The following is a 26,201-nucleotide window of genomic DNA, read 5'->3' on the forward strand; positions in this document are numbered from 1 at the left end:
ATGACAAACCTATTCGTACTCCAGCTTCTGAACGGCGTTCAGCTCGGCGTCCTGCTGTTCCTGATCGCCGCCGGACTGACGCTGGTCTTCGGGATCATGGACGTGGTCAATCTCGCCCACGGCGTGCTCTACATGGTGGGGGCGTATTTCGTCGCAACCTTCGCAAGCCTGACCGGCAGCTTCTGGTGGGGGCTCCTGCTGATGCTGCCGGCGGCCGTCGCCGTCGGGCTCATTCTCGAACTCGTGGTGATCCGACGGCTCTACACCCGCTCTCATCTGGACCAGGTGCTGGCGACCTTCGGGCTGGTGATGATCGCCAACGAGACGGTCAAGATCGTCTGGGGCGTCTCGCCGCTGTCGGTGCCGACGCCCGAGATCCTGTCCGGCTCAGTCCCGCTGATGGGGCCGCTGCAATATCCTGTCTACCGCATCGCGATCATCGTCGCGGGTCTCGCGGTGGCCGGGGCGCTCTACCTCGTCATCAACCACACCCGCATCGGGATGCTGCTGCGCGCGGGCGCCACGAACCGGGCGATGGTCTCGGCGCTGGGTGTGGACATCGGCAAGCTCTTCGCCATCGTCTTTACCCTCGGAGCGGTGCTGGCCTGCCTCGCCGGCGCGCTGGTGGCGCCGATCCTGTCGGTGGACACCGGCATGGGCGAGAGCGTCCTGATCCTGACCTTCGTGGTGGTGGTGATCGGCGGCATCGGCTCGATCAAGGGTGCCTTTCTCGGCGCGCTGCTCGTGGCCATCGTCGACACGCTTGGCGGCGTCTTCGGGCCGATCCTGCTGCGCTCGGTCCTCGATCCGTCGGCAGCGGGTCAGGCGGGCCGGATGCTCGCGCCGATGCTCGTCTACATCCTGATGGCGGCGATCCTCTGCGCCAAGCCGGCGGGCCTGTTCGGAGGGCGCGGCTGATGACCGACATGACCGCCTCCGCCCCCGCCGGCCGCGCGCCCGCCCTCGCGGGGAGGGTGAAGGCCGCCGCGATCCTGTTCGTTCTCTTCGCGCTGTTCCCGCCCGTGGTGATGCTCGCGGATGACCCGTTTCTCGTGCTGATCGGAACGCGCATCCTGGCCTACGCCATCGCAGCGCTCGCCCTCGACCTGATCCTCGGTTACGGCGCCATGGTGTCCTTCGGTCACGCCGCCTATCTCGGCTTCGGCACCTACGCGGTGGCCATCCTGTCCAGCTACGGGATCAACGACATCGTGCTCCAGATGCTCGGCGCCGTCGTGATCTCGGCGGTCTTCGCGCTGGTCACCGGCGCGATCTCGCTGCGCACCCGGGGCGTCTACTTCATCATGATCACGCTCGCCTTCGGGCAGATGGCGTTCTTTTTCTTCATCTCGCTCTCGGCCTATGGCGGCGATGACGGCTATGGCCTCTCGCAACGCTCGACGCTTTTCGGAACGCAGGTCCTCGAGAACGACTTCGTGCTGTTCTACGCCACGCTGGCGGTGCTGATCGGGCTCTTCGCGATCTGCCACCGCATCGTGGGCTCGCGCTTCGGCCGGGTGCTGACAGGCATCCGCGAGAACCCCACCCGGATGGAGGCGATCGGCTACGCGCCGTTCCGCTACCAGCTCACCGCCTTCGTGATCTCGGGCTGCATGACCTCGCTTGCGGGTGTGCTGCTGGCCAACCAGGCCGAGTTCGTCTCGCCCGCCTTCATGTCCTGGCACCGCTCGGGCGAACTGATCGTCATGGTGGTCCTCGGCGGAATCGGCACGCTCGCGGGCGCCATCGGAGGCGCGGTCGCCGCGCTGCTGCTCGAGGAAGTGCTGGGCATGATGACCGAGCACTGGCGGCTCTGGTTCGGTCTCTTCCTCGTGCTGATGGTCCTCTTCAGCCCGCGCGGGATCACCGGCCTCGTCGAGAAGATCGGAAAGGGACGGTCATGAGCACGCTCGAGATTTCCCACCTGTCGAAAAGCTTCGGCGCGCTCAAAGTGACCGACGACGTGTCGCTCACCGTGCCGTCGGGAGAGTTGCACGCCATCATCGGCCCGAACGGCGCAGGCAAGACGACGCTGATCTCGCAACTCTCGGGGCAACTGCGCTCGGACGCGGGCCGGATCGCCATGGACGGCCGCGACATCACCGGAACGACCATGCCCGAACGGGTGCACCTCGGCCTCGCCCGGAGCTTCCAGATCACCCAGACGCTGCCCGGCTTCACCGTGCTCGAAAACGTGGCACTGGCGGTGCAGGCGCGGCACGGCTCGTCCTTCCGCTTCTGGGCGCGCGTCGCCTCCGAGGCCGCGCTGAACGATGCCGCCATGGCCGCGCTGAAGGAGGCCGGTCTCGACCACCGCGCCGAGGCGCGCGCCAGCGCCCTCAGCCATGGCGAGCACCGCCGGCTCGAACTGGCCTGCGCCCTGGCCACCGAGCCGCGCATCCTTCTCCTGGACGAACCGCTTGCCGGCGTGGGGGGCGAGGACGCGGACGCCTTCGTCGCGGCGCTGCGGGCCATGAAGGGCCGCTTCACCATGATGCTGATCGAGCACGACATGGACGCGGTCTTCCGCCTCGCCGACCGCGTGTCGGTTCTGGTTTACGGCCGCATCATCGCCACCGGCACCCCCGACGAGGTCCGCTCGGATCCGGCCGTCCGCACCGCCTACCTGGGCGAGGAAGAGGAGAACGCCGCATGACCCGCCAGTCCGCAGCACCCGCCCCGCGCCGAGCCGGAAGGGGCGCACCATGCTGAAGGTCGAAGCCCTCGAAGCCGCCTACGGCGACAGCCGCATCCTCTTCGGTATCGACCTCGAGGTCCGCGACGGCGAAGTGGTCACTTTGCTCGGCCGCAACGGCATGGGCAAGACCACCACGGTTAACGCGATCTTCGGGATGCTCAAGCCGCGCAGCGGCCGGGTCAGCGTCGACGGCACCGACCTCACCGGCGCCGATCCCCACAAGGTGGCGCTCGCCGGCCTCGGCCTCGTGCCCGAGGGCCGCCAGATCTTCCCGACCCTCAGCGTCGAGGAGAACCTGCGCGCCACCGCGCGCCCCGGCAAATGGGACCTCGCGCGCATCTACGAGCTCTTCCCCCGCCTGCAGGAGCGGCGCCGCAACATGGGCAACCAGCTCTCGGGCGGAGAGCAGCAGATGCTGGCGATCGGCCGCGCGCTGATGACGAACCCGCGCCTCGTGGTGCTCGACGAGGCGACCGAGGGGCTTGCGCCGCTCATCCGCGCCGACATCTGGGCCTGCCTCGCGCGGCTCAAGGCCGAGGGCGAGGCGATTCTCGTCATCGACAAGAACGTCGACGCGCTCACCCGCTTTGCCGACCGACATGTGGTGATCGAGAAGGGCCGCGTGGTCTGGACCGGCACCACCCCCGAGATCCTTGCCACCCCCGAGGTGAAGGACCGCTTCCTCCACGTCTGAGCTTTCAGGAGACGAACCCATGACCATGCTTCCCGGCGTCACCAAGTCCAACACCGGCATCGACGAGATCAGCTGGAACATCCTGGGCCAGACCTACGTGCCCAAGCAGAAGTCCGAGAACTCGATGGCGTGGCATGCCACGCTGCCGGTGGGCACCTTCGTGCCGCCCCATATCCACCCGACGCAGGACGAGTTCATCTACGTCCTCGAGGGCCGCTTCGACGTGGTCTTCGACGGCACCTGGCACCAGGCCGAGCCCGGCGACCTGATCCGCATGCCGATGGGCCTGCCGCACGGGATTTTCAACAAGACCGAGCAGTCCATCAAGTGCCTGTTCTGGGTCTCCCCCACCCGCAAGCTGTTCGAACTGTTCTGGGCGCTGCACAATCTCGGCCCCGACGCCAACCCCGCCGACGTGGTCGCGGTCTCGGCCCAGCACGAAGTCGATTTCCTGCCGCCGGAGGAGTGATCCCATGACCGTTCTCATCGCAGGCGCGGGCATCGGCGGGCTGACGACGGCACTCATGCTGCACGCCCGCGGGATTCCCTGCACGATCTACGAGGCCGCGCGCGAGGTCCGCGAGGTGGGGGTGGGGATCAACGTCCTGCCCCACGCCATCGGCGAGCTCGCCGGGCTGGGCCTGTTGCCCGCGCTGGACGCGGTGGGCGTGCGGACGCGCCAATTGTCCTATCTCACCAAGCAGGGTCAGGAGGTCTGGTCCGAGCTGCGCGGCATGCACGCGGGCCACGAGGTGCCGCAATTCTCCATCCATCGAGGCCGGTTGCAGAAGGTCATCCACGACGCGGTGATCGAGCGCCTCGGCCCGGACGCGATCCGGACGGGGCGCCGTCTCGCCGGTTTCGTGCAGGACGATGGCGGTGTCACCGCGCACTTCACCGACTCCGTCGAAGGCGGCGCCGGCGCCACGGTGCGCGCCGAGGCGCTGATCTGCGCCGATGGCATCCATTCGGCCGGCCGGCGCGTGTTCTACCCGAACGAGGGCGCGCCCTCGTGGCAGGGCGTGGTGATGTGGCGCGGGGCGGCCGAGTGGCCGGTCTGGGGCGACGGCGAGAGCATGGCGATCGGCGGCGGTCTCGGCGGCAAGATCGTGCTCTACCCGATTGCGCCCGCCACCGGCGAAACCCAGCTGATGAACTGGGTGGTGAACGTGCGGATCAAGGACCCGTCGGTCTCGACCCCGCCGCCGGACAACTGGTCGCGGCAGGCGCCGCTGGCGCAGGTGCTGCCCCACGCGCTGCGCTTCTCGGTGCCGGGCATGGACATCGGTGGGCTGGTGAAGGCCACTCCGGCGATCTTCGAATACCCGATGGCCGACCGCGATCCGCTGCCGCGCTGGACGTTCGGACACGTCACGCTTTTGGGCGATGCGGCGCACCCGATGTACCCGGTCGGCTCGAACGGCGCGAGCCAGGCGATCCTCGACGCGCGCTGCCTCGCCGACGCGCTGGCCCGGGCCGAGCATCCCCGCGCGGCCCTCTGGGCCTACGAGAAGGAGCGTCTGCCCAAGACCGCCGAGGTCGTTCGCACCAATCGCCTTGGCGGGCCGGAGCGGGTGATCGACGAGGTGGAAAAGCGCGCGCCTGCCGGCTTCACCGATCTCGACGCAGTGCTGAGCTTTGAGGAGCGCAAGGCCATCGTCGGCGGCTACGCGGCGATGGCGGGCTTCTCCAAGGTGCGGCGCGCGTCCTGAGGGCGCGCCGCACCGGTCGCGCCCCATGACGGACCACCCCGCCGCCGCCCGCGTGACCGCGATCTACGAGGCGGTGGCGTCCGGCTGGGACGCACGCCGGGCCCAGACCCTGTTCGAGCGCCCGTGGCTCGACGCGTTCCGCGCCGCCATGCCGGGACCGGTGCCGTCGGTGCTGGACCTCGGGTGCGGCACTGGCCGCCCGCTCGACGCCTGTCTTGCGGACGGCGGCTGCCGCATCACCGGGATCGATGCCGCGTCCGCGATGATCGCCGCCGCCCGCGCGGCGCTGCCCGCGCACGACTGGCACGTGGCCGACATGCGCGCGCTCCCGCCCCTCGGACCCTACGACGGCCTCCTCGCCTGGCACAGCCTGTTCCACCTGTCCCCCGATGACCAGCGCGCGGCGATCGCCGGCTTCGCGCCGCTTGCGAAGCCCGGCGCGCCGCTCCTCTTCACCTCCGGCCCCGAGGCGGGCGAGGCGATCGGCACCATGAACGGAGAGCCGCTCTATCACGCGAGCCTCGACCCCGACGAGTACCGGGCCGTTCTCGCCGCGGCGGGCTTCGACGTCCTCCGCCACGTGCCCGAGGATCCGGAGAGCGGCGGGGCCACCGTCTGGCTCGCCCGACGTCGTCCGGCCGCCTGATGCCAGGCACGACTGGTGCCGGGGTCGGGGCAGAGCGTGGGCCCAAACGTCCCACCGGGCCGCCGCCCCCCCCTTTCTTCTCGTCGAGAAATACTCCGGGGTCCGGGGCAGAGCCCCGGTCCGACCGTCTCAAACAGAGGTCCCCTCAGACCTCCCCGCCGGCGATGGCCACGGCCTGTCCCGTGATCCCCTCCGAGCCCGGTCCGCAAAGCCAGAGGGCCGCGGCGGTGACCTCTTCGGGACGGATCAGGCGGCGCTGGGGGGACATCTTCTCGAGGCTCGCGCGGGCCTCCTCGGGCGTCATGCCGGTCTTTTCCGCGATGTTGGTGACGGAGCGGTCGGTCATCTCGGTGTCGAGGAAGCCGGGGCAGAGCGCGTTCACCGTGATGCCCGTGCGCGCCATCTCGAGCGCGGCGGACTTCACCATCCCCACGACGCCGTGCTTGGCGGCAGCATAGGCCGAGACGTAGCCGTAGCCCTTGAGGCCCGCGGTCGAGGCCACGGCGATCAGCCGGCCCCACTCGGCGCCCTTCAGGCGCAGCGCGCCTTCGCGCAGCGTCAGGAACGCGCCGGTCATGTTGACGTCCACCAACTGGCGCCAGGTGGCGAGGTCGGTTTTGGTGAAGGGCGCACTGGCCGAGGCGCCGGCATTGGCGATGACGATGTCGCAGGCGCCGGTGAAGTCGAACATCGCCTGCACCGCGGTCTCGTCGGTGACGTCGGCCTCGACCGCGTGGATGCGTTCGTGTGTCTTGGCGAGCGCGTCCAGAGGCTCGGCGCGGCGGCCGGCGACCCAGACGGTCGCGCCCGCTTCGGCCAGCCCGAGCGCGAGGTTCGCGCCAAGCCCGGCGCCGCCGCCGGTGACGAGGGCGGTCTTTCCACTCAGGTCCGTCATGCCCGAAGTCCCACGCCTTCGCCGCGCTCGGCGAGCCGGCGCATCTGGTCACGACCGGGCAGGTAGGGCAGGGGCCACGCGCTGTCCTCGTCCTGAAGCGCGGCGGCCGCATGCAGCGTCCAGTAGGGATCGGCCAGGTGCGGACGCGCGAGGCAGACGAGGTCGGCGCGGCCCGCCATCAGGATCGAGTTCACGTGGTCGGGCTCGTAGATGTTGCCCACCGCCATCGTCGGGATGCCGCGCTCGTTGCGGATGCGGTCCGAGAAGGGGGTCTGGAACATGCGGCCGTAGACCGGCTTGGCCTCGACGCTGGTCTGACCGGCCGAGACGTCGACGATGTCGACGCCCGCCTCGCGGAACATCTGCGCGATCTCGACGGCTTCCTCGCCCTCGACGCCGCGGTCCCCGACCCAGTCGGTCGCCGAGATCCGCACCGACATCGGCTTCTCCTCGGGCCAGGCCGCGCGCATGGCGCGGAACACCTCGAGCGGATACCGCATCCGGTTCTCCAGGCTGCCGCCGTACACGTCCTCGCGCACGTTCGAGATCGGCGAGATGAACGACGACAGCAGGTAGCCGTGAGCCGCGTGCAGCTCGATCATGTCGAAACCGGCGCGCGCCGCCATCTCGGCGGCCTTCACGAACTGGTCCTTCACCGCGTCCATGTCGGCGCGGTCCATCTCCTTCGGCGGCTCGTGGCCGTCGTCCCACGGGATCGGGGAGGCCGACAGCGTCTGCCAGTTGCCGTCTTTCAAAGGCGCGTCCATCGTCTCCCAGCCCAGCTGGGTCGAGCCCTTGCGGCCGGAATGGCCGATCTGCATGCAAAGCTTCGCGTCGGTCTCGGCGTGCACGAAATCGCACAGCCGCGTCCATTCGGCCTCGTGCTCCGGCGCGTAAAGGCCCGGGCAACCCGGCGTGATCCGGCCCTCGGGCGAGACGCAGGTCATCTCGATGTAGACGAGGCCGGCGCCGCCCTTGGCGCGTTCGGCGTAATGGACGAAGTGCCAATCTGTCGGCTTGCCATCCACGGCCTTGTACTGCGCCATGGGCGAGACCACGACGCGGTTCTTCAGGCGCATGTCGCGCAGCTGAAACGGCGCGAACATCGGCGCGCGGTGCACGCCGTTGGCCCCGGCCTGCGCCTGGAACCATTCCTCGGCCGATTGCAGCCATCTGGCGTCCCGCAGGCGCAGGTTCTCGTGGCTGATCCGCTGCGAACGGGTGAGCAGCGAGTAGTTGAACTGCACCGGGTCGAGATGGAGGTAGCGCTCGACGTCCTCGAACCATTCGGTCGAGTTGCGCGCCGCCGATTGCAGCCGCAGCACGTCGAGGCGGCGCTCGTCCTGGTATTTCTCGAAGGCCTTCTCGAGCGAAGACTCCTTCGTCACCAGATCCGCCAGCGCGATCGCGGATTCCAGCGCCAGCTTGGTGCCCGAGCCGATGGAAAAATGCGCCGTGGCCGACGCGTCGCCCAGCAGCACGACGTTCTCGTGGTGCCATTTCTCGCAGAGCACCCGGTTGAAGTTGAGCCACGCCGATCCGCGCAGGTGCTTCATGTTCGAAATGAGCGCGTTGCCGTCGAGATGATCCGCGAAGATCTCCTCGCAGCGGGCGATCATATCCTCCTGGCCCATGGTGTCGAAGCCGAGCCCGCGCCAGGTGTCCTCGGCGCATTCGACAATGAACGTCGCGGTGTCGGCATCGAACTGGTAGGCGTGCGCCCAGATCCAGCCTGCTTCGGTCTGTTTGAAGATGAAGGTGAAGGCGTCGTCGAACTTGGCGTGGGTGCCGAGCCAGACGAACTTGCACGCGCGGGTGTCGATCTCGGGCTTGAAGGCGTCCTCGTAGCGCGTGCGGGTCTTCGAGTTGATGCCGTCGGCGGCGACCAGCAGGTCGCAGTCGCGGCGCAGCGCCTCGATGTCGTCCACCTCGGTCTCGAAGTGCAGCTCCACGCCCAGTTCCAGTGCCCGCTCCTGGAGAAGCAGAAGCATCGTCTTGCGGCCGAGCCCGCAGAAGCCGTGGCCGGTCGAGGTGATCTCGGCGTCGTCCTTCACGACCTTGATGTCGTCCCAGTAGGCGAAGTGATCGCGGATCAGACGGGCGCTCGCGGCGTCGTTGGCCTCCAGATTGTCGAGCGTCTCGTCCGACAGCACCACGCCCCAGCCGAAGGTGTCGTCGGCGCGGTTGCGCTCGATGACCACGACCTCCCAGTCCGGGCGGCGCAGCTTGAGGCTGATGGCGAAGTAGAGGCCGGCCGGGCCGCCCCCGAGACAGACGGTCTTCATCGCGCACTCCTTCCCTGCAACGTTGTTGTCGAATGTCACAGAGGCCCCGATTCATTTCAAGCATAAAACTTTAGGCTTGAAGTTTTTGCCGGTGCCTCCGAGGATATGAACAAGTACTCAGTCCCGGGTGCCCGGGGTCAGGACCGATCGATGACGGAGGGGACGATGACGGCAGTTCTGGCGATCGCCGGCCGGGGCCGCGCATGAGCGCGTTCACCCATCGCATCCCGGTGCTGTTCCAGCACTGTGACCCGGCGGGAATCGTGTTCTACCCCCGCTACTTCGAGATGCTGAACGCGACGATCGAGACGTTCTTCGCCGAGGCTATCGGCTGGAGCTTCTCGGAGATGCACGTGCATCAGCGCGTGGGCGTGCCGCTCGGCCGGATCGAAACGGATTTCCACGCCGCCTCGCGCCTCGGCGACGTGCTGGACTGGACGCTGCAGGTCGACAGGGTCGGCGGTGCGAGCCTTGCGATGACCGTGCGCGCATCCTGCGATGACGAGGCACGGCTGACCGCGCGCCCGACGCTGGTGCTGGTGGACCTCGACCGCATGACGGCCCTGCGCTGGCCCGACGACCGGCGCGCCGCGCTGGAAAGACACCAAGGAGGACAGACCCCGTGACCACGATGACCATTCATCCCGAAGGATGGAAACCCGCCAAGGGCTACGCCAACGGCACCGTGGCCGAGGGCCGGGTCCTCTTCGTCGGCGGCCAGATCGGCTGGACCGCGGACCAGGTGTTCGAGACCCACGATTTCATCGGCCAGATGAAACAGGCGCTGACCAATATCGCCGAAGTCGTGCGCGCCGCCGGGGGCGAGGTCACCGACATCACGCGGCTGACCTGGTACGTCACCGACAAGCGCGAATACCTCGCGCGCCAGAAGGAGATCGGCGCCGCCTACCGCGAGATCATGGGCTACCACTTCCCGGCGATGACCATGGTCGTGGTCGCGGATCTCATCGAGGACGAGGCCCAGCTCGAGATTGAGGCCACCGCCGTCCTCGACGCGGGCTGAGCCGGCGCGGGGCGCGAAGCGGGAAGTTCTCGCCGGCGGCCCGCCCGTCCGCGCTGTCCTGTCCGCGCACGGCAGGCGATCTTTCTCGGGCGAGGGGCGAGACCCTCGAACGCCCGCCGCGGCGCGGTGTGTGCGCCCTTCTGTCTCGGGGGTAATCCTCGGGCGCGCGGGGCCCTGCTTCCTGGCGAAAGTATCCCGGTAGCGCGAGGGCAGCGCCCTCGCTCCGGCGTGCCCCGCCCCGTGCCGTCGCTCAGGTCACCCGCGCCTGGGTCCGGTATGCCGCGTCGCGCCAGGCCTCGGTCTCCAGCACCTCGGCGATCACGTCCACGGCGGCCAGAACGTCCGCCTCGTCGAGGTATAGCGGTGTGAAGCCGAATCGCATGATGTCCGGCGCGCGGAAGTCTCCGATCACGCCGCGGTCTATGAGCGCGCGCATGGCGGCGTATCCCTCGGCGAACCGGAACGAGACCTGAGAGCCGCGCGCGGACGGGTCGCGGGGGCTGGCGAGTTCAAGTCCCGTGCAGCGGCGCTCGACGGCTTCGATGAAGGTCTCCATGAGCGCGACCGACGCGGCGCGGACCTCCTCCATCGTCACGCCGTCCCATGCCGTCAGCGCGGCCTCGAGTGTGCTCAGCTGCAGGACCGGCGGGGTGCCCACGCGCATCCGTTCGATGCCCGGTGCAGGGCGGTAGTCGAGGTCGAAGGCAAAGGGCGCGCCGTGGCCCATCCAGCCCTGCAACGCGGGTCTGACGGTGCCGGCGAGGTCGGGCCGCACGTAGATGAAGGCCGGCGCGCCGGGGCCGCCGTTCAGATACTTGTAGGTGCAGCCCACCGCGAACTCGCAGCCGCAGCCCGCCAAATCCACGGGCAGCGCCCCGGCGGAATGCGCGAGGTCCCAGATCATCACCGCGCCGGCGTCGTGCGCGGCGCGGGTGATTGCGCCCATGTCGTGACGGCGGCCGGTGCGGTAGTCGACCTCGGTCAGCATCACCGCGGCGACGGTGTCGTCCAGCGCGCCCGCGACGTCCTCGGGGGCGACCACGCGCAGCTCGTGGCCGCGTCCGAGCGTGTCGAGAAGCCCCTGCGCCATGTAGAGATCGGTGGGGAAGTTGCCGCTGTCCGAGATCACCACACGCCGGTCGGGCCGCATCTCGAGCGCGGCGGCGAGCGCCTGGTAGACCTTGATCGACAGCGTGTCGCCCATCACGACCGACCCGGCGGGGGCGCCCACGAGCGCGCCGATCCGGTCGCCCACGCGGGCGGGCAGGCCGATCCAGTCGGCGTCGTTCCAGCCGCGGATCAGCATCTCGCCCCATTCGTCCGCAAGCGCGGCGGCCGTGCGCGTCACGGCGGCGCGGGGCAGCGGCCCGAGAGAGTTGCCGTCGAGATAGATCACGCCTTCGGGCAGGTGAAACAGGTCCTTGCGGGGCAGGGTCATCGGGGTCCTCCGAGGGGCGTGGCGACAGCTGGCGTGAACCGGGGTCTCTCGCGACCATGCATGTGGTCGCGAAGCCCTGACGGTCCGGCGCGTCGACGAGCGTTTCTCGCTTCGGAGTATATCGACGTAGAGGCGTAGGCCAGACGGGACGCGGCGGCGAGGCTGTTAAGGAGAGGCGGCAGCGAGGCGCGCGTGGATCGCGAGGACCTTGAAGGAGATGCACGAATCGCCGGTGCCATTCCGGTGAATGACACTGCGTCCACACAAGTCCAGATCGGAGGATCAGTGGTGAGCCGTGCAGGACTGCACGCAGATTGAAAAAACAGCGACTTACGCTGACGAACCAAGAAAATCTGGCCCTTGAGTTCATTGGACTTTTTCGGCCTCTGACGAACCGGCTTGATGGCAATGCAAAGAAAAAGGCCGCTGACTGGGCTGGCACCCGCGTCAACGGCCAAATCAAAAAGTCTGCACATCTCAACTATCAAGTCCTTCCGATGATCGCAATCGCGGGAGGGCGCCATGGCTGAGCTTCCGCGCTTCTGTGAGATCAAGCTCCAGTACCTGCTCGAACTGGTCACCGACCACGAGCTGGACGACAACGCCCTCCGAATAGCGCTGTACCTGGCCCTCGCGCATGCTGACCACGAGACGGGAGAGAGCTACCCCTCATTTGAGACCATAGGCGGCGCCATCGGGAAGCACGCCAAGTCGATCAAGCGGGCGCTGAATAAGGTCGAGGCTGCGGGGTACATCACCGTAGAGCGTGGGACCAACAAGGGGAATTCGTCGCGCTATCGACCGACCGAAGCTGCTTTGAAAAGGGCCGCTGAACGTCGTGGAGCGGAGGAAAACCGACGCGGGGAGGGGGACAAGGTTGTCCCCTTTTCGAGAGCCAAAGGGGGACAACCTTGTCCGCGAAGCGGGACAGAGTTGTCCAGCGAAGGAGGACAGGAATGTCCCCCGAACAGAGAACAAGAACTTAGGAAAGAACGGGCGAGCTCGCCCAAGCCGGATTCGCCCAATGACGGGCAATCCGTCGGATCGCGTTCGGGTGGCCGGCAACTGATCTTTGTGCCGAGGGGCATCTGCTTTGTCCGGGATTGGGATGATCGGTTGTCCGGGGAGGGGATGACCTCGCTTGAACGCAGCCTGCCCCTTTCACCGCATGGGCATCATCTGGGCTTTTGGCTCCCGGCCCGCACACCAGCCCCGATGGGAAGTCCTGAGTGGCAGGAGCAGCTGCATACTCTGCGAGACTTAATCCGCGCGACGTCTCACGAAACGGAGCATCGCTATGCAGTCTGAGCAGGGAGCAAGGCGACCCATGTCATACGCTGACGCTCCTGCCACGGGGCCTTGCGAGGGGAGGCACGCCTCCCCTTCGAACCCCACCGGCGCGAGCAAAGCCCGCGCCAAGGAGCCGCGCTCCGAAACCTTCGTGTTTCGGTGCACCGCGGCTGAGAAGGCGGCACTGCGGGCCAAGGCGGACGCTGCGGGGCGGCCGGTGGCGACCCTCCTGCGCGACGCCATGACCGGCGCGCAGGCGCGGCGGCCGCGGCCGGTGCCCAAGGCCGATCCGGCGCTGCTCCGCGCGGTGTCGCGCATCGGCGGCAACCTGAACCAGGTTGCCCGTTGGTTGAACACCGCCGCGCGCTCCGGACGGATGAGCGAGATCGAAGCGGTCGATGTCGCGGCCCGGCTCGTGATCATCGAGCGCCAGCTCGATGATCTCCTTGCCGTCGAGCGGGAGGACCGGTCGTGCTGATCCAGTTCTTCCCCAACGGTCGCGGCGGGGGCTCTGGCCCCATCGAGTATCTGACCGCGCGGACCGTGCTCGCCTACGATGAGAACCGCGACCTTATCCGGGACGCCGAAGGCAAGCCGGAGACCGTGGTACGCAATCCGCTGCCGGATGTGCTGCGCGGTAACGCGGATCAAATGATCGACCTGATCGACGCTTGCCCGCACAAGTTGAGCTATCGCGCCGGGGTCATCAGCTTTGCCAGCCAGGATGCGCCCTCAGATGAGGAACAGCGGGAGATCATGGATCGGTTCGAAGAGCTGGCATTCGCCGGGCTCGACCATGACCAGTATGCCTGCCTGTGGGTTCGGCACACGCACGAGGAGCGCGTCGAGCTTCACTTCTGCACGCCGCGCATGGAGCTGGAATCCGGACGCAGCCTGAACATCGCGCCGCCGGGCTATGAACGCGCCTTCGACAGCCTGCGGGACTTGGCCAACAAGCAGCATGGCTGGGCCGATCCGCTTGAACGGTCACGTCAGCAGGAAGTGCAGCACGTTACGGAAGCGCCAGACCGGGTCGCGGGGCGCGACGAACTGCACGGCTGGATCCTCGATCAGATTTCTATGGGTCTGATCGAGGATCGCCCCGGGCTTTTGGATCGCCTGCAGGAGGTCGGCTTCGAGGTGCCGCGTGCAGGCAAGCAATACATCACCGTCAAGGACCCGGAGACCGACGAACGCTGGCGGCTACGGGGGGAGATTTTCCATGAAGAGTGGCGCGCGGAGCCATCGGTTGAGCGAGCAACTGACGGCGGAACTGGACGAGATCAGGAAGAGCCACGCCGACTTGATGCACTCACAGTTGGAGAGCTTGAGGAGCGATATCAACAGCATTGCGAGCGACGCGCGGTCTACAATCGAGAGCGATATCAAGTCATTCGAGACGATGCTGAGGCGCCGGCTCACGCGGGAAGCGATGCGCGCGATGCCGTCCCGGCGGCGCTCGATACTGACGGCGACGGCGATCTTCCTGATGGCGGTGACGGCCTTCGGGATGGGCGTCGCGAGCACGGAGTGGAGCCGGAAGAGCTTCCTCTTCTCTCGCCATGGGATCGAGGAGGTCAGCCGTCCGAACGGGACGTTCCTGCTGCTGCCGAACCGTCGGGCGCAGCTGAGGACCTGCACCATCGCGGGGGCAAGTCAACCCTGCATCCACATCGAGGAGGAATGATCGATGGCGATGACGGCCATGGAGAACGAGCTGCTTGGCTACGTCGAGCAGCTGACGAAAGCCTCGCAGGACTCCGCGAAGGCGTTGCGCGACTGCGAGACACACTTGAGCGGCAAGATCGAGCCGCGACTGGATGGCTTGGTCGCGTGCGTGAACGCGCTCTTGGACTCTCAGATCGCCTTGAGCGGAGCGTTGGCTGGCTGGCTGACCGACGAGATGAGCTACGCACAGGCCTCGAAGGACTTCGCGAAAAGCTTGGAAGCAGCGAAAGCCGCCGAGAAGCGGCTGAACAGAGCCTGAAGGAGAGTGATCGTGGACATACCCATTGAGGCGCCGCAACCTCCTTTGCCGTGGTCCTACGCTTGGGGGCCGAATACACCGGAGACCTATGCGCTTGAGCGCCTGGGGGTGCTCATTGGGCGTCGCACCGGCTGGTCACCACTTTACCGCTACCAGCTTGGCCAGCAAATCTGGCGCATTTCGACGTCAGCCAGTCCCGAGTTCCGCCATGGTCTTGAGTTCGTCTTTTACGAGCTTGGCGACCGTGAGGCCTACGCCGGATGGTGTCAGGCGCGGCTCGATCATCACCTGAAGAGTTGCCAGTTCACCTGGTGATCTGACGCAGCTCGACTGCGCGCGCTCCCAACAAAGCAAGCGCGCAGCCCGTTTTGTCCAGCGAGGTTCCCATGAAGAAATTGAGCCTGATGGTCTTAGTCGCCGCAGCGAGCGTAGGGCCGCTGCACGCACAGACCGGCTTCAGCAACAGTGTCGAGTCTCCAAAGGTCGATGCATTCGGCTGCTCCATCCTACCGCGGCCTGAGCGCTATACCTTCACCACTTTCAAGGATGCTTGGCGCTCAGTGGCGGCAGACCGGCTCTACGGCCTTACGCGCCATCAAAAGGTTGTCGAGGCAGATACCTGCACCTGCGACCTCCTGCATCCTGACTGGACGAGCATCGACGCGGCAGCGGCCGAGATCGGCGTTTTTGAGGCGGATAGGCCCGAGCTACAGGCATGGGCGGCCAAGAACTTCTTTCCTAAGATCAACGGGCTGACCACCGAGGTGCGGAAACTCTGCGAAGGAGGTGCGTGATGGGCGTTGTAACCTTCATCACCGAAGCTGCAGACCAAGCGCTTGCCACTGTTGCAGCTTCGCAATTTGCCGCTGTCGCCGGAGCGGTTGGAAGCACCATCATGATCGCAAGCACCTTGGCGATCGTGCTGCTGTTTATCAACATGGCCCTTCAGATACGGCCGATGGACTCCGCCGAAGTGTTGAAGCTGCTGTTCAAGATCACGCTCATCGGCATGTTTGCTATGGACTGGGTACGCTTCAGCGAAGTCTCTACGGCGATTACCGAAAGCATCGAAGCGATCGCCGGCAGCATCGTGGCCTCGATCACGGGGCAGTCGGCCACTGGGGGCTACGCCGCTCAGTTCGACGACATGATCGCGGAGCTTTCAAACTACGCGAATGCCATAGGTCAGAACCTGAACTGGATGACTGGCGCGCTGATGGACGTGTTGATGACCGGCTTCTTGGCTGTGCTTGGCGGCATCGCCGCAGTAGTCCTGGTCTTGGCCAAGATGGTCATGGCGCTCTTAATTGGGCTCGCACCGGTCATGATCGCCTGCTCTCTCTTCCAGGTAACCCATGACTACTTCAAACGGTGGCTCTCTGCGTTGTTGAGCTGGTCGCTCTACCCACTCGTCATCGCTTCGATCTTCTCGCTGGTATTCGGTCTCGTATCGGTGATGCAGACCAGGCTTGGAGACGCCACCTCGATCACACACATTGGCGCGGCCATACCTTTCCTCGCTGTAATGCTTCTGTCGCTCGTCATGGTGCTGTTCATCCCGGCGATCGTTCGTACGCTGTCGGGCGACATCAATGCGGGTCTGGCGGCGGCCGCGGCTGGTTCATTGGCCACGGGCCTCGCCCGCGGCGCGGCGCAAGCGCCGCGGCCCAAACCGCAGCCGGAGGGGCCTGGGGGAGGAAGCAGCGGCACGAGTGCCGCTGCATCCCAGCGGAGCAGCCAGACCAGCACGGCTTCCCGGGTCGCGCGCACGATGGAACGTAACAAGCGGCTGGGAAATGCATGAGTATCCCCCGACCCGCGGGCATGTTCTGATCCAATACACTGTCTGAAGTAGCCTTTGAACAGGAGGCCAGATCATGGACACCGAAGAGCAAAGAAAGCTACACCGTCTCTTCCAGCGGACGACGCGCGAACTGGTGGAGGAGACAGCGCGGCTGCAAGCACGACCGTATCGATCGACGGTCATCGCCATGGCAATCTGCATCCCACTGGGGCTATGCGTCGCCTTCGGCCTCATCCTGATCGACCGACTTCTCTAGTGAGGCATAAGGACGGACTTGCACCTTGCCTCAATGCTCGCTCGGTCTGAGGTCTGAGGTCTGAGGTCTGAGGTCTGAGGTCTGAGGTCTGAGGTCTGAGGTCTGAGGTCTGAGGTCTGAGGTCTGAGGTCTGCGATGCGATGCGAGAGGAGTGCCGAATGCCAGTATTGACGCTTTGCGATATTCCGGACGAATTGCTCGCCCAATTGGAAAAGCGGGCAGAGAGGAACAGGAGAAGCCTTGAGGCAGAAGCGGTATCGATTTTGGCCAATGAGGTCGCCTTGCAAGCTCAGAATGGCTTCGGGCAGCACCTCCGTGCCCGCTTTAGAGGTATTTATGGAAGCGACCTGGAAGTGCCTCGAAACAAGTTCATAGATGAGGAAAGCCGCCTGGGAGACTAAGGCCCCCAAATAGGAATACAACTAGCGCAGCCCGGTGAAGCCATGGCCCTCCTCGCCACGTAATATAACACGTATCGGGCGCATTGGTCTGACATACGAGCCGAATTAAAGCTTGGTGAACCTGGCGATTGGTCAGAACGCTGCGGAGGCAACGAGGCGTCGGCATTCGGCCATTTCCTAGCGTTCCTGAGCCCCCGTGCTTTGAGAGCTCGGCATGCGATCTCCGGGCGGAAGAAATATCGGCCCCCGGAAGAAGCCCCGCTCAACTTCAGCCTAAGCCTCCGACCGTGTACAGGAATGCAACGGATACGATGATCGTGACGGCGGCAGTGGCGACACCCCGACGGACTGCCGCGTAGACGCTCGATTTTGTGACCATATGCGTTTCGATTCGATCGAGGCGCATGTTCAGCTGAGCGAATTCGGCTGCTATCGCATCGTTTGTCATATGGTAATCGCAGATGATCATCTTTCGTCCGAGTATGCGGCAAAGCCGCCGCCTTAGGAAGGCCCTGATCAGCGGTGTGGACCATGCGACTTCGGAAAGTCGGGCCGCAACCGCTCCATCTGTGCATCGCTCAACCAGTAAAGATCGCTCATCGTCAGCCTCCTTCTGACGAAGGCTGAATCACGCAGCGCCGTCCTGATCAATGGGTCTTGAGCCTAAGCTCTGCGGCTTCGCGCACCGACGTTGTAAGCCGCACTTGCTTTGTCTGCGTGCCCATGGCCGCTCAATCTGAAAGCGGTGCGTTTCAGCCCAACTCAAGCGTGTGGCTGTCCAAAGTGGAGAACTTCCCGACCGTATAGTCTTCGGTGTCCAGACTCTCATCGATCATGGACGTGGCAAAGATGATCTGGTGCTTAACGGGATGTTGCCGTGCAATCTCAACAATTGTTCTTTGGAAGTTTTTACTGCGAACTTCCTCCATCCCTTTGTCCTCTATGGTGTCTATTAAGCAGAAGCGAGGGTGGCGAAAGTAACTATTCTCTGCCGCTGCCATAAGGAACCCCAAGAAGAAACTACTTTTTAGAATAACTCGAGAACTAGCAGAAAAGTAAACATTTCCGTCAACGCTTATTCTGTTCGAGCCAAAGTCGAAGTCTACTGTTTCTGGGTCCTTGAATGAATCTTGACGTGGTAGGTCGGCCTTCAAGAATGTTTTAATGTTATCGGAGATGGAGGTGTAGGCACTCTTAAGCGTATCTTCCTGCGCTTTCGCAAGTGCCGTATTTTCGTTCTCAAGCTTTTCTATTTCAATTGATACCCTTTCCTTCTCGGAAGAAGCCGATGAAATTCTGGATACGATACTTTCCATTCGTTCTTGATCTTCGAGCTGCCGTTCGATGTATCCTTTTTCTCGATAAAGCTCGCGAAGTTCGGCTTGCGTGGCCGATGTGGGGCGCGACTTGACCATTGCGAAGCGTCGCGACGCGTCATTCCAATTTTTACGAGCAGTCTCAACAGCTGCTGTGGCTTGGTCGAGTTCCTCATCTTTCCTTTTCAGGACCTGTTCTGCCTGTTTTATTTGAATTGATATCTCATTTACCATGTTGAAAAACTGCCCCCGGCGCTGATTTGGGTCAACTGGAGTTTTGCAAAGATGGCAAGCATGCTCCGGCGTATCGACGATCGGCTCAAGACACACCGGGCAGGCGTCAAAATGAATAGCTCCAAAAGACTCTGACACGACTTGAGCATCTTGAATTGACCGCAGTTTTTCGCGCTGGCTTTCAATATACCGACGCAAGTCCAGTGCCGTGATGGATAGGCGATCTCGCTCGTCCTGGGCCTCGTTAAGAATATTCAGTTGGGTCTGGAGCTCAGCGTATAGCTCGTTCTGCTCGGATAGAGATATTTCGTCCTCGTCTGCCGTCAGTTGTTGCTTCTCAACTGACATTATTTTGCTTGATAACTTGTCTAAGTCTCGTGAATAATTTTCCTTTTGAAGCTGCACCCATTCCATGGTCAATGGCTCCCCTTCGACTCCGTAAGCCGACAAAAAAGCCGCGTAACGTCCATCAAGTGTATCGTACTGCTTCTTTAGTTCTCGTAGGCGTAACTGGTTCTCAAAAATTTTGGTCTCATGCGCACCACACATAAGGCGCCCTACCGCGTCGCGAATTACCGGGCTATCCCAGCGTCCATCATATCTGAACAAACTTTCCGCCGGGCTTAGTTGGTCCGAGTAAGTTAGACGAAGGATTTGATGCATGGTTAGATTACCTGTCGCTTCGCCGGCGGCTTCGGGAATCTCCATCAGGCGAAATAGGACCTGCGAAAAGCTCTCTTTTGATGACCTGGAGTACGGATACCGGCTCCAATTTCCAATCGGTGAGTTTAGCGCGGAGTCCATATCGGCACCAATGATCTCCATTGGTCTTCCTTGCTGCTCACTAATCTCCCTACGTAGAGTGCCAACGTGCCCGTTTATTTCCACTTCTGCGAGAACTTGGTCGCAAAGCAGCGCTTCTTTACTCCATTTGGATAAATCGCCACCGAGAGCATAATAGATCATGTTCATTATGGTCGATTTTCCAGAAGAGTTAGCTCCTCGAATGATGTTCACTCCGTCGGAGAATTTCTCATCATAGGCCGGATGTGAGGACTTTTCGACACGTAGCCTCTTCAGGACAAGCGTTGGCTTATACAGCGTCATATCGATACTCCAGAAGCTCGCTGCGATCTTTCAAACCATCGGGGCCGAGCAATTCGTAGTTCGCCGATAATTCTCTCAGGGCACTCATCAAATCCTGATTTTCGTTATTTAGGCCCTTAACCCGAGCGCTCAGTTCCTCAGGCAATGTTTGCGATGACGCCTGGACATATCTCTGATCCCATTGGTCTTTTCTGGCATATCCATGACGGGTGAGCGCCTGAACCGCAGCGAGCTGGTATGGCTCCATCCGTCTGACTAGCGTTGTCCCGTCAGGTAGCTTTGCGAACGGTTTCTGGCCGTCATACTGTTTTGAAACTCGACGGATCCAAGAGTCCGTACGCTTGAGTCTCATATCTTTTAAAAAAAATGGAAAGGTTAGATAAAAATCTAGTATTCGGAGTTTGTCAAAGTGTACTGCGCTTTCGGCCCAGCAAGTACCTCTAAGGCGAAGCGCGCGAAACACCGCATGATATGGATCAAAAGCCGCTTGATAGGAAAGTTGGGTCATTGATGCCACCGCACGAAGCACTGATCGGCAAGCCAGTAATACATACCTAGCGCTACGTCGTAGTTCACGTGAAACTCTTGGACCGCACTGCATTCCATGATGGCGGGTTCAAGAATATTCTTATCCACCATGTCGTCAATTATATGTTTCGGCAGGACGCTGACATGAGGGAATACTTGGCTCCTAAATTTTCTGTTAATTCGCGAAAGCAAATGAGCAAATATCTCCTGCGCGCTCACGTAATATGACCATTCTTCGAGGAGGCGCTCAAAAAGAACTTTCTGTTCAAGAGCCTCATCATAGTCTTCGTCCCGGCCGCCCTTATCCAACTTCGCTTCCAACCCGACGATGCCATCTGTAGACGTGCGGCGCCTCTTATAATAATTGAGGCTGTCAATTATGCTATCCGTTACATTCTCGCTGAGCTTTTCTTCTGTAAGTTTCGCAGCGAGCGTCTCAAGCGCATTCGCGCTAAACGTATCCGGCATTGGATGATTGTTGATAGTAACTGGACCGTACTCGATCTTGTTTCCAGCTATTTGATCGCCTTCAACGTCAGATTTGGACTGGTCGGTATTCATCGGGGCGTTCGGTGGCGTCATTTTCTACTAGTCGTGGTTTTGTTTCCGGCGATTTGGTCCCCCTTAACTGTCGATCTGCTCTGATTTATGTTCCTCCCACCTCGGGAGGCAGATATTTTGGTGTAGGTAATTGTAAGTAATGAGCCTGAAATCGCGCCTATTACGCCGCAAATGATCTCACTGAGATACTGCATCGTCCCCCCGTCATGTCTCGATCCACCGCCAGCCAGTAGGAGTAGCTCATAGGCGATTAGCGGTCACCCTTGACGCGTAGGTAAAACGATTAAGAGCTGGATCCGCAAGTAGATTGGTTGGAGCCTTCATTCGACCACCGCTGTCCGACCTAGCACATATTCGGGTCCTGCGCAGCGTGGTCGTGGCTGCGCTGTAATCTGCGTATGCCGGCCTTTGAGGCGGTCGTGAGCCCTAGCTGCACTGCTTGAACATAGATTGGCCTCCCGCGGCGCGGCTCGGGCGTGACCTGCCACTGAATGGCAGGCGGAAGCCGAGCTTCCCGCCGTCGAAGCGCCGTTGGATAAAAATCGAGTAGCCGGAGCTTCGGCGCAAACAGATCCAGGCCGTCTGGTCCGCTCTTGTCCATTCAGGAGGCACAATCGCTGTCCCAGACCTCGATGCACACTTCAAGATGGTCGCAGCCTGCAGGATAGCCTGACTGACATTCTCGCTTACGCGAGCGAGACCGGGATGGTCCGCGCCGTGGTACTCTGTCGAACGTCGAGCGAAAGCGACTCCAAGCTGCGGTTTTCTGGGTTGTGACAGCGTGCCGTGGCAAGCAATCCCGACCCAACCGTCGAGCATTTCCGACCCAGACCGCACCTTGGACGTGGGACAGGCGAAGGCTCACAATGCGGACTTTTTGGTCATTTGGCGACCAACCGATGCAGTTGCAGCATGACGATGGAGTTGCTCGCAGCCGCAGCAAGCGGGGTTCTGCGCCACAGCGCACATCACGTAAGCGGTCGTTCAAGGCTGCACCAGATCCAGAAACCGAAACCCACCATTCGCTGCGCCTCGCCGCAGCGCCGCCGATGTCGGACTTTCCGGGCCTTCGATGCAACTGCGCGGTGTGGAAATGCGCAGCGGCTTGACGGCGATCCTCGTGCCCTCAGGCAGCCTCGTAGCTTGAAAAGATTTCCGTGCTTCCATTCTTGCGGATCAGGAACACATCGTAGGCTTCTCGTTGGTCTTCCGGTCCCATGCCCGGTGATCCGTAAGGCATGCCGGGCACGGCGAGACCGACGGCATCGGGGCGCTCGGAAAGCAGTCTTCGAATGTCGCTCGCCGGCACGTGTCCCTCGATCATGTAGCCCTCGACCTCGCCGGTATGACAGGAGGTCATGTTCTGGGGGATGCCGTTCTCGAGCTTGTGCCGGATCAGGAGGGTGCCGAAGCTGCGCTCCGTGGTGACGGAAAAGCCGTCCTCCTTCAGGATCTCGATCCAGGCGGTGCAGCACCCACAGTTCGGATCTTTCAGGACGTGGATCGAGAGAGGCACCTGGGTCAGACCGGCGGTCGGCGCTGTCGCGGCAAAGCTCGCGGCGGAGGCTATCATGGCGCGGCGGGTGAGGATCATCCGTGTCTCCTTGTCAGGTCGTCGCGGCTGAGTGATCGGAGCGTGGCTCCTCAGTGGTAGGACTGACGCGTTCCTTGGATTCAGGCGCGCCGCTCGGCCGGAAGAACAACAGCCGGAGAGCGTTCATCGTGACCAGCACCGTGGCGCCGGTATCGGCGAGGATCGCGATCCAGAGGCCGGTGATCCCGAGCACGGTAGTTACGAGGAAGACTGCCTTGAGCCCGAGCGCAATCGCGATGTTCTGGTGGATATTGCTCATGGTCGCGCGCGCGAGGCGGATCTTGGCAGGCACGTCCGTCACCCGGTTGCGCAGGATCGCCGCGTCCGCCGTCTCCAGCGCGACATCGGTGCCCGAGCCCATGGCAACGCCGACATGCGCGGCGGCGAGCGCGGGCGCATCGTTGATCCCGTCGCCGATCATCATCACGCGGGCATCCGCCGTCAGGTCGCGGATCGCCGTCACCTTGTCTTCCGGCATGAGCTCCGAGCGATGCTCGATCCCGAGCCCTTCGGCGATGGCCTGGGCCGTGCGTGGGTTGTCCCCAGTCAGCATGACTGAAGTGATGCCAAGCTTACGCAGCTGCGTGACTGCGTCCGCCGCATCGGCGCGCGGCTCGTCCCGCAGCGCGATGAGGCCCATGGGCACGTCATCGCAGAGCACGATGACCACCGTCTTGCCGTCGGCTTCCAGCGCCGACACGCGAGTCCGGAGGTCGTCCTTGAGCGCACCGCGCTCGTCCGCCAGCCGCGGCGAGCCCACGCAGACGGTCGCGCCCTCGATGGACGCCTCCGCACCTTTGCCGGGGAGCGCGCGGCCGCCGGTCGCCGCCGCCGCGTCGACGCCTCGCCGCTCGGCCTCGGCGCAGATCGCCTGGCCGAGCGGGTGGCTCGCGCCGCTCTCGACGCCGGCGGCGAGCGCCAAGAGGTCTTCTTCGCGTCCGCTCAGCACTGCGACATCCGTCACGCGAGGCTTGCCGTGCGTGAGCGTTCCGGTCTTGTCGAAGGCGACACGGGTGGTGCGGGCGGTCGCCTCGATCACCGCCCCGCCCTTCATCAGCAGGCCGTTGCGCGCACCGGTGGAAAGCGCCGAGGTGATGGATGCGGGCACCGAGATGACCAGCGCACAGGGACAGCCGATCAGCAGCAGCGCCAGCGCGCGGTAGACCCATTCGCCCCATGCGAGGCCGAAGGCCAGAGGCGGGACGACTGCCACCAGGAGCGCGGCCCCCACGACGGCGGGCATGTAGATGCGGCTGAACCGGTCGATGAAGCGCTCCGTCGGCGCGCGGGCGCTCTCGGCCTCTTCCACGAGACGGACAATGCGGGCGATGGTGTTGTCCTCGGCCGTCTTCGTGACCCGCACGCGCAGGAGCGCTTCGGCATTGATCGACCCCGCGAAGACCTCCGCGCCCGGCTCCTTGAGGATCGGGACACTCTCGCCCGTTACAGGGCTCTCGTCGACACCGGACGTGCCACTCATCACCTCGCCGTCGCAGGGCACGCGGTCGCCGGGGCGGACCTGCACGATCTGGCCAACCTGGAGTTCCTCTGCCGCGACTTCACGCGTTTTGCTGCCCACTTCGAGCCGCGCCGTCTTGGGCACGAGCTTCGAGAGCGCCCGGATGCTGTCGCGCGCCTTGCCCGCCGACACACCTTCGAGAAGCTCTCCCACGGCGAAGAGGAAGACGACCAGCGCGGCCTCTTCCGGCTCACCGATTATCAGCGCTCCGCCAGCGGCGATGGTCATCAGCATCTCGATGGTGAAGGGCATGCCGGCCCGCGTCATGGCGAAGGCGCGCTGCGCCACGGGCAATATCCCGACCAGCGTTGCCAGGACGAACGCCCAGTGGGCGATCTCTGCCGGGAGGACGAGACGGGACGCCCAAGCCGCCGCGAGCAATGCGCCGGTGCCGAGCACCAGACGACCCTTGGAGGATTTCATCCAAGAACTCGGCGCGTCGTCGGCCGGCTCGTCCATGTCCCCCGTCTCGCTGTCTGTCTCCGAGCTCTCCGCAGCATCTGGAAACGCGCCATCCGGCAGGACGAAACCGCCCTTGGGCTTTACCGGTCGCGCGCCTTTGGGCGCGATGCCGAAGCCGACGCCGCGCACGGCCTCCTCGATGCTCTCGGGCGGTGTCTGCGTCTCATCGAGCGTCAGTCGCAGCCGCTCGGCCATGAGAGCCACATCGACATCCTCGACGCCAGGCAGGCGCTCGACCGCGCCGCGTACCTTGGCGGCGCATGATCCGCAATCCATGCCCGTCACGCGCCACTCGCGGTGGCCTGCGCTTACGTCTGCCATGATGGCTCTCCGTGGTGAGTCCTCGATCGGAACTCGATATACGACCTACAGCCGCTGTAGGTTCAAGGGCAAATAGCAATTTCACTAAACTCGAACGATTTCCGAGCTTTATCTGGAGCGGCGGTCTTATCTATCCCATCGCTGCACTCGCCAAGATTGCCGGTTGCTTCGCCATCTGGGCGTGGTGCCTCAAACCTCTGGCTATTACCGGGACTTGCAAGCCTTGCTGCGTTCGGCTGGCTGCTCGCGCAGGTCGACACCGATCTTGCCGGTCGGGCCTATACTGCCTATGACAGCGTCTATCTCGCCGCCTACGACCCATACCGTCGGCCCAAAGGTCTGCGGCGGCCAGACGCGACGGTCGGGTCTTGCAATGGACCATGTGACGGCAATCAACGTCAGTGCGAATGCCCGACATGTTCGTTAGCCGTGCCGTGCCCAAAGAGATCGGCATCCTCATGGGCACAATCCTCATGCTCGAACTCGAGACTCGAATGAGCAATGCCGAAGCGATCCTGTAGCGTGTCCTTGATGCGCTTCTTGGTTGACTCGATGTTCTCCCAGCCTTTCCCCGTCAGGACGACATGGCAATCGAGTGCGACTTGGTGCTCTTGCATCTGCCACAGATGGACGTGGTGGACGTCGGCCACCCCCTCTGTGCCGCGCATTGTGTCTATGACACTCTCGCAATCGAGGTCAGGCGGGCTGCCCAGCATCAGCGTTCGGATCGGGCCGCCTATCTCGGTGAAGGCTAGATATAGAATGTAGAGAGCGATCCCGATCGTGATCGCCGGGTCGACCCAACGCAGGTCATAGAGAATGATGAGCGATCCGCCGACGATCACAGCGACCGACGCGAGCGCATCGGAGAGGTTGTGCAGGAACAAGGCGCGAATGTTCACGCTGCCCTTTTGCATGGAATAGGTCAGCAGCGCGGTAAGGGTGTCCACGACCAGTGCGACACCGCCCAGGATCACGACCGTCCAGCCTTGAACCTCTGGTGGGTCGATCATCCGCATGCCGCCCTCGTAGATCAGGTAGAAACCTATCAGAATAAGCGTGGTGTAGTTGATCAGCGCGGCGACGATCTCGATCCGGCCGTAGCCAAAGGTCATGCGCTCATCCGCCGGTCGCCGCGCGATTTTGCGCGCGGCGAAGGCGATCACAAGCGACGCCATGTCCGAGAAATTGTGTAGCGCGTCAGCGATCAGCGCCAGGCTGCCCGAAAGGATCCCGCCGACGATCTGCGCGACGGTCAGAAGTCCGTTGGCCCAGATCGCGACAGACACGCGGCGATCGCCGGATTTTGGGTCGATATGAGCATGGCTATGATCGTGCGGCACGGAAAGCTCCTCGAATCGGTCGAGGAGCAATTTAGTTGCTATAGTGGCTGTAGCTTCAATGCCTTTAACTACTTTCGACCGAGACC

27 protein-coding genes and 2 pseudogenes are annotated in these 26,201 nt (G+C 63.5%); 18 read left to right on the forward strand and 11 right to left on the reverse strand.

What is annotated here, in order from left to right; genetic code table 11:
• From BMX29_RS02355 to BMX29_RS02385, 7 genes are read left to right on the forward strand one after another with little or no spacing between them, the layout of a single operon-like run.
• Complete coding sequence (locus BMX29_RS02355) at nt 1-918, forward strand: branched-chain amino acid ABC transporter permease (RefSeq protein ID WP_043845430.1); 918 nt, start codon at nt 1-3, stop codon at nt 916-918.
• Nucleotides 918-1,904, forward strand: a complete 987-nt coding sequence (locus tag BMX29_RS02360; protein ID WP_092810057.1) for a branched-chain amino acid ABC transporter permease — start codon at nt 918-920, stop codon at nt 1,902-1,904. The genes BMX29_RS02355 and BMX29_RS02360 overlap by 1 nt, the downstream gene beginning before the upstream one ends.
• Nucleotides 1,901-2,656, forward strand: coding sequence for an ABC transporter ATP-binding protein (locus tag BMX29_RS02365; protein WP_092810059.1), 756 nt, complete (start codon nt 1,901-1,903; stop codon nt 2,654-2,656). Before BMX29_RS02360 ends, BMX29_RS02365 begins: the two co-directional genes overlap by 4 nt.
• Nucleotides 2,657-2,705: 49 nt before the next feature.
• Complete coding sequence (locus BMX29_RS02370; RefSeq protein WP_092810061.1) at nt 2,706-3,392, forward strand: ABC transporter ATP-binding protein; 687 nt, start codon at nt 2,706-2,708, stop codon at nt 3,390-3,392.
• Between the two features lie 19 nt (nt 3,393-3,411).
• A complete protein-coding gene (locus tag BMX29_RS02375; protein ID WP_043845423.1) occupies nt 3,412-3,861 on the forward strand; it encodes a cupin domain-containing protein in 450 nt (149 codons plus the stop codon).
• A 4-nt stretch (nt 3,862-3,865) separates the two neighbouring features.
• Entirely contained in the window at nt 3,866-5,104 is a 1,239-nt protein-coding gene (locus BMX29_RS02380; RefSeq protein WP_092810063.1) for a flavin-dependent oxidoreductase, read from the forward strand.
• A 25-nt stretch (nt 5,105-5,129) separates the two neighbouring features.
• Nucleotides 5,130-5,750 (forward strand): class I SAM-dependent DNA methyltransferase, encoded by a 621-nt coding sequence (locus BMX29_RS02385; RefSeq protein ID WP_092810065.1) that lies wholly within the window; start codon nt 5,130-5,132, stop codon nt 5,748-5,750.
• 145 nt (nt 5,751-5,895) lie between these two features.
• Here BMX29_RS02385 and BMX29_RS02390 read toward each other — a convergent pair whose 3' ends face one another.
• Together BMX29_RS02390 and BMX29_RS02395 are read right to left on the reverse strand one after the other, a co-directional pair.
• Complete coding sequence (locus BMX29_RS02390) at nt 5,896-6,645, reverse strand: SDR family NAD(P)-dependent oxidoreductase (RefSeq protein ID WP_092810067.1); 750 nt, start codon at nt 6,643-6,645, stop codon at nt 5,896-5,898.
• Nucleotides 6,642-8,930: a bifunctional salicylyl-CoA 5-hydroxylase/oxidoreductase gene (locus BMX29_RS02395; RefSeq protein ID WP_092810069.1), complete on the reverse strand. Its 2,289-nt coding sequence runs from the start codon at nt 8,928-8,930 to the stop codon at nt 6,642-6,644. The genes BMX29_RS02390 and BMX29_RS02395 overlap by 4 nt, the downstream gene beginning before the upstream one ends.
• Nucleotides 8,931-9,133: 203 nt before the next feature.
• Here BMX29_RS02395 and BMX29_RS02400 point away from each other — a divergent pair, with 203 nt between their 5' ends.
• Both BMX29_RS02400 and BMX29_RS02405 read left to right on the forward strand, forming a co-directional pair.
• Nucleotides 9,134-9,556: an acyl-CoA thioesterase gene (locus BMX29_RS02400; protein ID WP_092810071.1), complete on the forward strand. Its 423-nt coding sequence runs from the start codon at nt 9,134-9,136 to the stop codon at nt 9,554-9,556.
• A gap of 5 nt (nt 9,557-9,561) precedes the next feature.
• Nucleotides 9,562-9,954 (forward strand): RidA family protein, encoded by a 393-nt coding sequence (locus BMX29_RS02405; protein ID WP_370315792.1) that lies wholly within the window; start codon nt 9,562-9,564, stop codon nt 9,952-9,954.
• Nucleotides 9,955-10,204: 250 nt separating this feature from the next.
• Here BMX29_RS02405 and kynU read toward each other — a convergent pair whose 3' ends face one another.
• Entirely contained in the window at nt 10,205-11,392 is a 1,188-nt protein-coding gene (gene kynU / locus BMX29_RS02410; protein WP_092810075.1) for a kynureninase, read from the reverse strand.
• Nucleotides 11,393-11,914: 522 nt separating this feature from the next.
• Here kynU and BMX29_RS02415 point away from each other — a divergent pair.
• From BMX29_RS02415 to BMX29_RS19100, 8 genes are all read left to right on the forward strand, one after another.
• Entirely contained in the window at nt 11,915-12,700 is a 786-nt protein-coding gene (locus tag BMX29_RS02415) for a helix-turn-helix domain-containing protein (protein ID WP_092810077.1), read from the forward strand.
• 19 nt (nt 12,701-12,719) lie between these two features.
• A complete protein-coding gene (locus BMX29_RS19835) occupies nt 12,720-13,160 on the forward strand; it encodes a MobC family plasmid mobilization relaxosome protein (protein ID WP_092810079.1) in 441 nt (146 codons plus the stop codon).
• Nucleotides 13,154-14,698: a relaxase/mobilization nuclease domain-containing protein gene (locus BMX29_RS02425; RefSeq protein ID WP_092810081.1), complete on the forward strand. Its 1,545-nt coding sequence runs from the start codon at nt 13,154-13,156 to the stop codon at nt 14,696-14,698. Before BMX29_RS19835 ends, BMX29_RS02425 begins: the two co-directional genes overlap by 7 nt.
• A complete protein-coding gene (locus BMX29_RS18735) occupies nt 14,682-14,984 on the forward strand; it encodes a hypothetical protein (protein ID WP_139196907.1) in 303 nt (100 codons plus the stop codon). Before BMX29_RS02425 ends, BMX29_RS18735 begins: the two co-directional genes overlap by 17 nt.
• Before the next feature lie 71 nt (nt 14,985-15,055).
• The gene (locus BMX29_RS02430; RefSeq protein WP_092810083.1) at nt 15,056-15,463 is read left to right on the forward strand and encodes a hypothetical protein; all 408 of its coding nucleotides are present in this window, start codon (nt 15,056-15,058) and stop codon (nt 15,461-15,463) included.
• Nucleotides 15,463-16,473, forward strand: a complete 1,011-nt coding sequence (locus tag BMX29_RS02435; protein WP_092810085.1) for a TrbL/VirB6 family protein — start codon at nt 15,463-15,465, stop codon at nt 16,471-16,473. Before BMX29_RS02430 ends, BMX29_RS02435 begins: the two co-directional genes overlap by 1 nt.
• Nucleotides 16,474-16,546: 73 nt before the next feature.
• Nucleotides 16,547-16,729 carry a hypothetical protein gene (locus BMX29_RS02440; RefSeq protein WP_092810087.1) on the forward strand — a complete coding sequence of 61 codons (183 nt, stop codon included), beginning with the start codon at nt 16,547-16,549 and terminating at the stop codon, nt 16,727-16,729.
• A 158-nt stretch (nt 16,730-16,887) separates the two neighbouring features.
• Nucleotides 16,888-17,130 (forward strand): FitA-like ribbon-helix-helix domain-containing protein, encoded by a 243-nt coding sequence (locus BMX29_RS19100; protein WP_092810089.1) that lies wholly within the window; start codon nt 16,888-16,890, stop codon nt 17,128-17,130.
• Nucleotides 17,131-17,398: 268 nt separating this feature from the next.
• On the opposite strand, the gene BMX29_RS02450 is transcribed toward BMX29_RS19100, so the two are convergent.
• The 7 genes and pseudogenes from BMX29_RS02450 to BMX29_RS02470 all read right to left on the reverse strand — a co-directional run bounded on the left by BMX29_RS02450 (nt 17,399) and on the right by BMX29_RS02470 (nt 24,772).
• On the reverse strand, nt 17,399-17,599 hold the full coding sequence (locus BMX29_RS02450; RefSeq protein WP_092810091.1) for a hypothetical protein: 201 nt from the start codon (nt 17,597-17,599) through the stop codon (nt 17,399-17,401).
• A gap of 50 nt (nt 17,600-17,649) precedes the next feature.
• Nucleotides 17,650-17,730 (reverse strand): annotated as a pseudogene (locus tag BMX29_RS19840) (IS5/IS1182 family transposase); the annotation flags it as partial.
• 152 nt (nt 17,731-17,882) lie between these two features.
• Nucleotides 17,883-19,787, reverse strand: a complete 1,905-nt coding sequence (locus BMX29_RS02455; protein ID WP_092810093.1) for an AAA family ATPase — start codon at nt 19,785-19,787, stop codon at nt 17,883-17,885.
• A complete protein-coding gene (locus tag BMX29_RS18745) occupies nt 19,774-20,295 on the reverse strand; it encodes an ABC-three component system middle component 5 (RefSeq protein WP_139196909.1) in 522 nt (173 codons plus the stop codon). Before BMX29_RS18745 ends, BMX29_RS02455 begins: the two co-directional genes overlap by 14 nt.
• Nucleotides 20,292-20,876, reverse strand: coding sequence for an ABC-three component system protein (locus BMX29_RS02460; protein WP_092810095.1), 585 nt, complete (start codon nt 20,874-20,876; stop codon nt 20,292-20,294). The genes BMX29_RS18745 and BMX29_RS02460 overlap by 4 nt, the downstream gene beginning before the upstream one ends.
• A gap of 1,126 nt (nt 20,877-22,002) precedes the next feature.
• Nucleotides 22,003-22,470 carry a DUF411 domain-containing protein gene (locus BMX29_RS02465; RefSeq protein WP_092810097.1) on the reverse strand — a complete coding sequence of 156 codons (468 nt, stop codon included), beginning with the start codon at nt 22,468-22,470 and terminating at the stop codon, nt 22,003-22,005.
• Nucleotides 22,471-22,483: 13 nt separating this feature from the next.
• Nucleotides 22,484-24,772: a heavy metal translocating P-type ATPase gene (locus BMX29_RS02470; protein WP_092810099.1), complete on the reverse strand. Its 2,289-nt coding sequence runs from the start codon at nt 24,770-24,772 to the stop codon at nt 22,484-22,486.
• 110 nt (nt 24,773-24,882) lie between these two features.
• Here BMX29_RS02470 and BMX29_RS19485 point away from each other — a divergent pair.
• Nucleotides 24,883-25,084 (forward strand): annotated as a pseudogene (locus BMX29_RS19485) (YnfA family protein); the annotation flags it as partial.
• Between the two features lie 86 nt (nt 25,085-25,170).
• Here the strand turns inward: BMX29_RS19485 and BMX29_RS02480 are convergent.
• Entirely contained in the window at nt 25,171-26,115 is a 945-nt protein-coding gene (locus BMX29_RS02480) for a cation diffusion facilitator family transporter (RefSeq protein ID WP_092810180.1), read from the reverse strand.
• Between the last annotated feature and the right edge of the window lie 86 nt (nt 26,116-26,201).

This window comes from Roseivivax marinus (assembly GCF_900109705.1).
Lineage (GTDB): Bacteria > Pseudomonadota > Alphaproteobacteria > Rhodobacterales > Rhodobacteraceae > Roseivivax > Roseivivax marinus.

Coding starts and splice junctions, on each gene's coding strand:
- BMX29_RS02355 (WP_043845430.1), top strand. CDS start 1: ATGACAAACCTATTCGTACTCCAGCTTCTGAACGGCGTTCAGCTCGGC.
- BMX29_RS02360 (WP_092810057.1), top strand. CDS start 918: ATGACCGACATGACCGCCTCCGCCCCCGCCGGCCGCGCGCCCGCCCTC.
- BMX29_RS02365 (WP_092810059.1), top strand. CDS start 1,901: ATGAGCACGCTCGAGATTTCCCACCTGTCGAAAAGCTTCGGCGCGCTC.
- BMX29_RS02370 (WP_092810061.1), top strand. CDS start 2,706: ATGCTGAAGGTCGAAGCCCTCGAAGCCGCCTACGGCGACAGCCGCATC.
- BMX29_RS02375 (WP_043845423.1), top strand. CDS start 3,412: ATGACCATGCTTCCCGGCGTCACCAAGTCCAACACCGGCATCGACGAG.
- BMX29_RS02380 (WP_092810063.1), top strand. CDS start 3,866: ATGACCGTTCTCATCGCAGGCGCGGGCATCGGCGGGCTGACGACGGCA.
- BMX29_RS02385 (WP_092810065.1), top strand. CDS start 5,130: ATGACGGACCACCCCGCCGCCGCCCGCGTGACCGCGATCTACGAGGCG.
- BMX29_RS02390 (WP_092810067.1), bottom strand. CDS start 6,645: ATGACGGACCTGAGTGGAAAGACCGCCCTCGTCACCGGCGGCGGCGCC.
- BMX29_RS02395 (WP_092810069.1), bottom strand. CDS start 8,930: ATGAAGACCGTCTGTCTCGGGGGCGGCCCGGCCGGCCTCTACTTCGCC.
- BMX29_RS02400 (WP_092810071.1), top strand. CDS start 9,134: ATGAGCGCGTTCACCCATCGCATCCCGGTGCTGTTCCAGCACTGTGAC.
- BMX29_RS02405 (WP_370315792.1), top strand. CDS start 9,562: ATGACCATTCATCCCGAAGGATGGAAACCCGCCAAGGGCTACGCCAAC.
- kynU (WP_092810075.1), bottom strand. CDS start 11,392: ATGACCCTGCCCCGCAAGGACCTGTTTCACCTGCCCGAAGGCGTGATC.
- BMX29_RS02415 (WP_092810077.1), top strand. CDS start 11,915: ATGGCTGAGCTTCCGCGCTTCTGTGAGATCAAGCTCCAGTACCTGCTC.
- BMX29_RS19835 (WP_092810079.1), top strand. CDS start 12,720: ATGTCATACGCTGACGCTCCTGCCACGGGGCCTTGCGAGGGGAGGCAC.
- BMX29_RS02430 (WP_092810083.1), top strand. CDS start 15,056: ATGAAGAAATTGAGCCTGATGGTCTTAGTCGCCGCAGCGAGCGTAGGG.
- BMX29_RS02435 (WP_092810085.1), top strand. CDS start 15,463: ATGGGCGTTGTAACCTTCATCACCGAAGCTGCAGACCAAGCGCTTGCC.
- BMX29_RS02440 (WP_092810087.1), top strand. CDS start 16,547: ATGGACACCGAAGAGCAAAGAAAGCTACACCGTCTCTTCCAGCGGACG.
- BMX29_RS19100 (WP_092810089.1), top strand. CDS start 16,888: ATGCCAGTATTGACGCTTTGCGATATTCCGGACGAATTGCTCGCCCAA.
- BMX29_RS02450 (WP_092810091.1), bottom strand. CDS start 17,599: ATGATCATCTGCGATTACCATATGACAAACGATGCGATAGCAGCCGAA.
- BMX29_RS02455 (WP_092810093.1), bottom strand. CDS start 19,787: ATGACGCTGTATAAGCCAACGCTTGTCCTGAAGAGGCTACGTGTCGAA.
- BMX29_RS18745 (WP_139196909.1), bottom strand. CDS start 20,295: ATGACCCAACTTTCCTATCAAGCGGCTTTTGATCCATATCATGCGGTG.
- BMX29_RS02460 (WP_092810095.1), bottom strand. CDS start 20,876: ATGAATACCGACCAGTCCAAATCTGACGTTGAAGGCGATCAAATAGCT.
- BMX29_RS02465 (WP_092810097.1), bottom strand. CDS start 22,470: ATGATCCTCACCCGCCGCGCCATGATAGCCTCCGCCGCGAGCTTTGCC.
- BMX29_RS02470 (WP_092810099.1), bottom strand. CDS start 24,772: ATGGCAGACGTAAGCGCAGGCCACCGCGAGTGGCGCGTGACGGGCATG.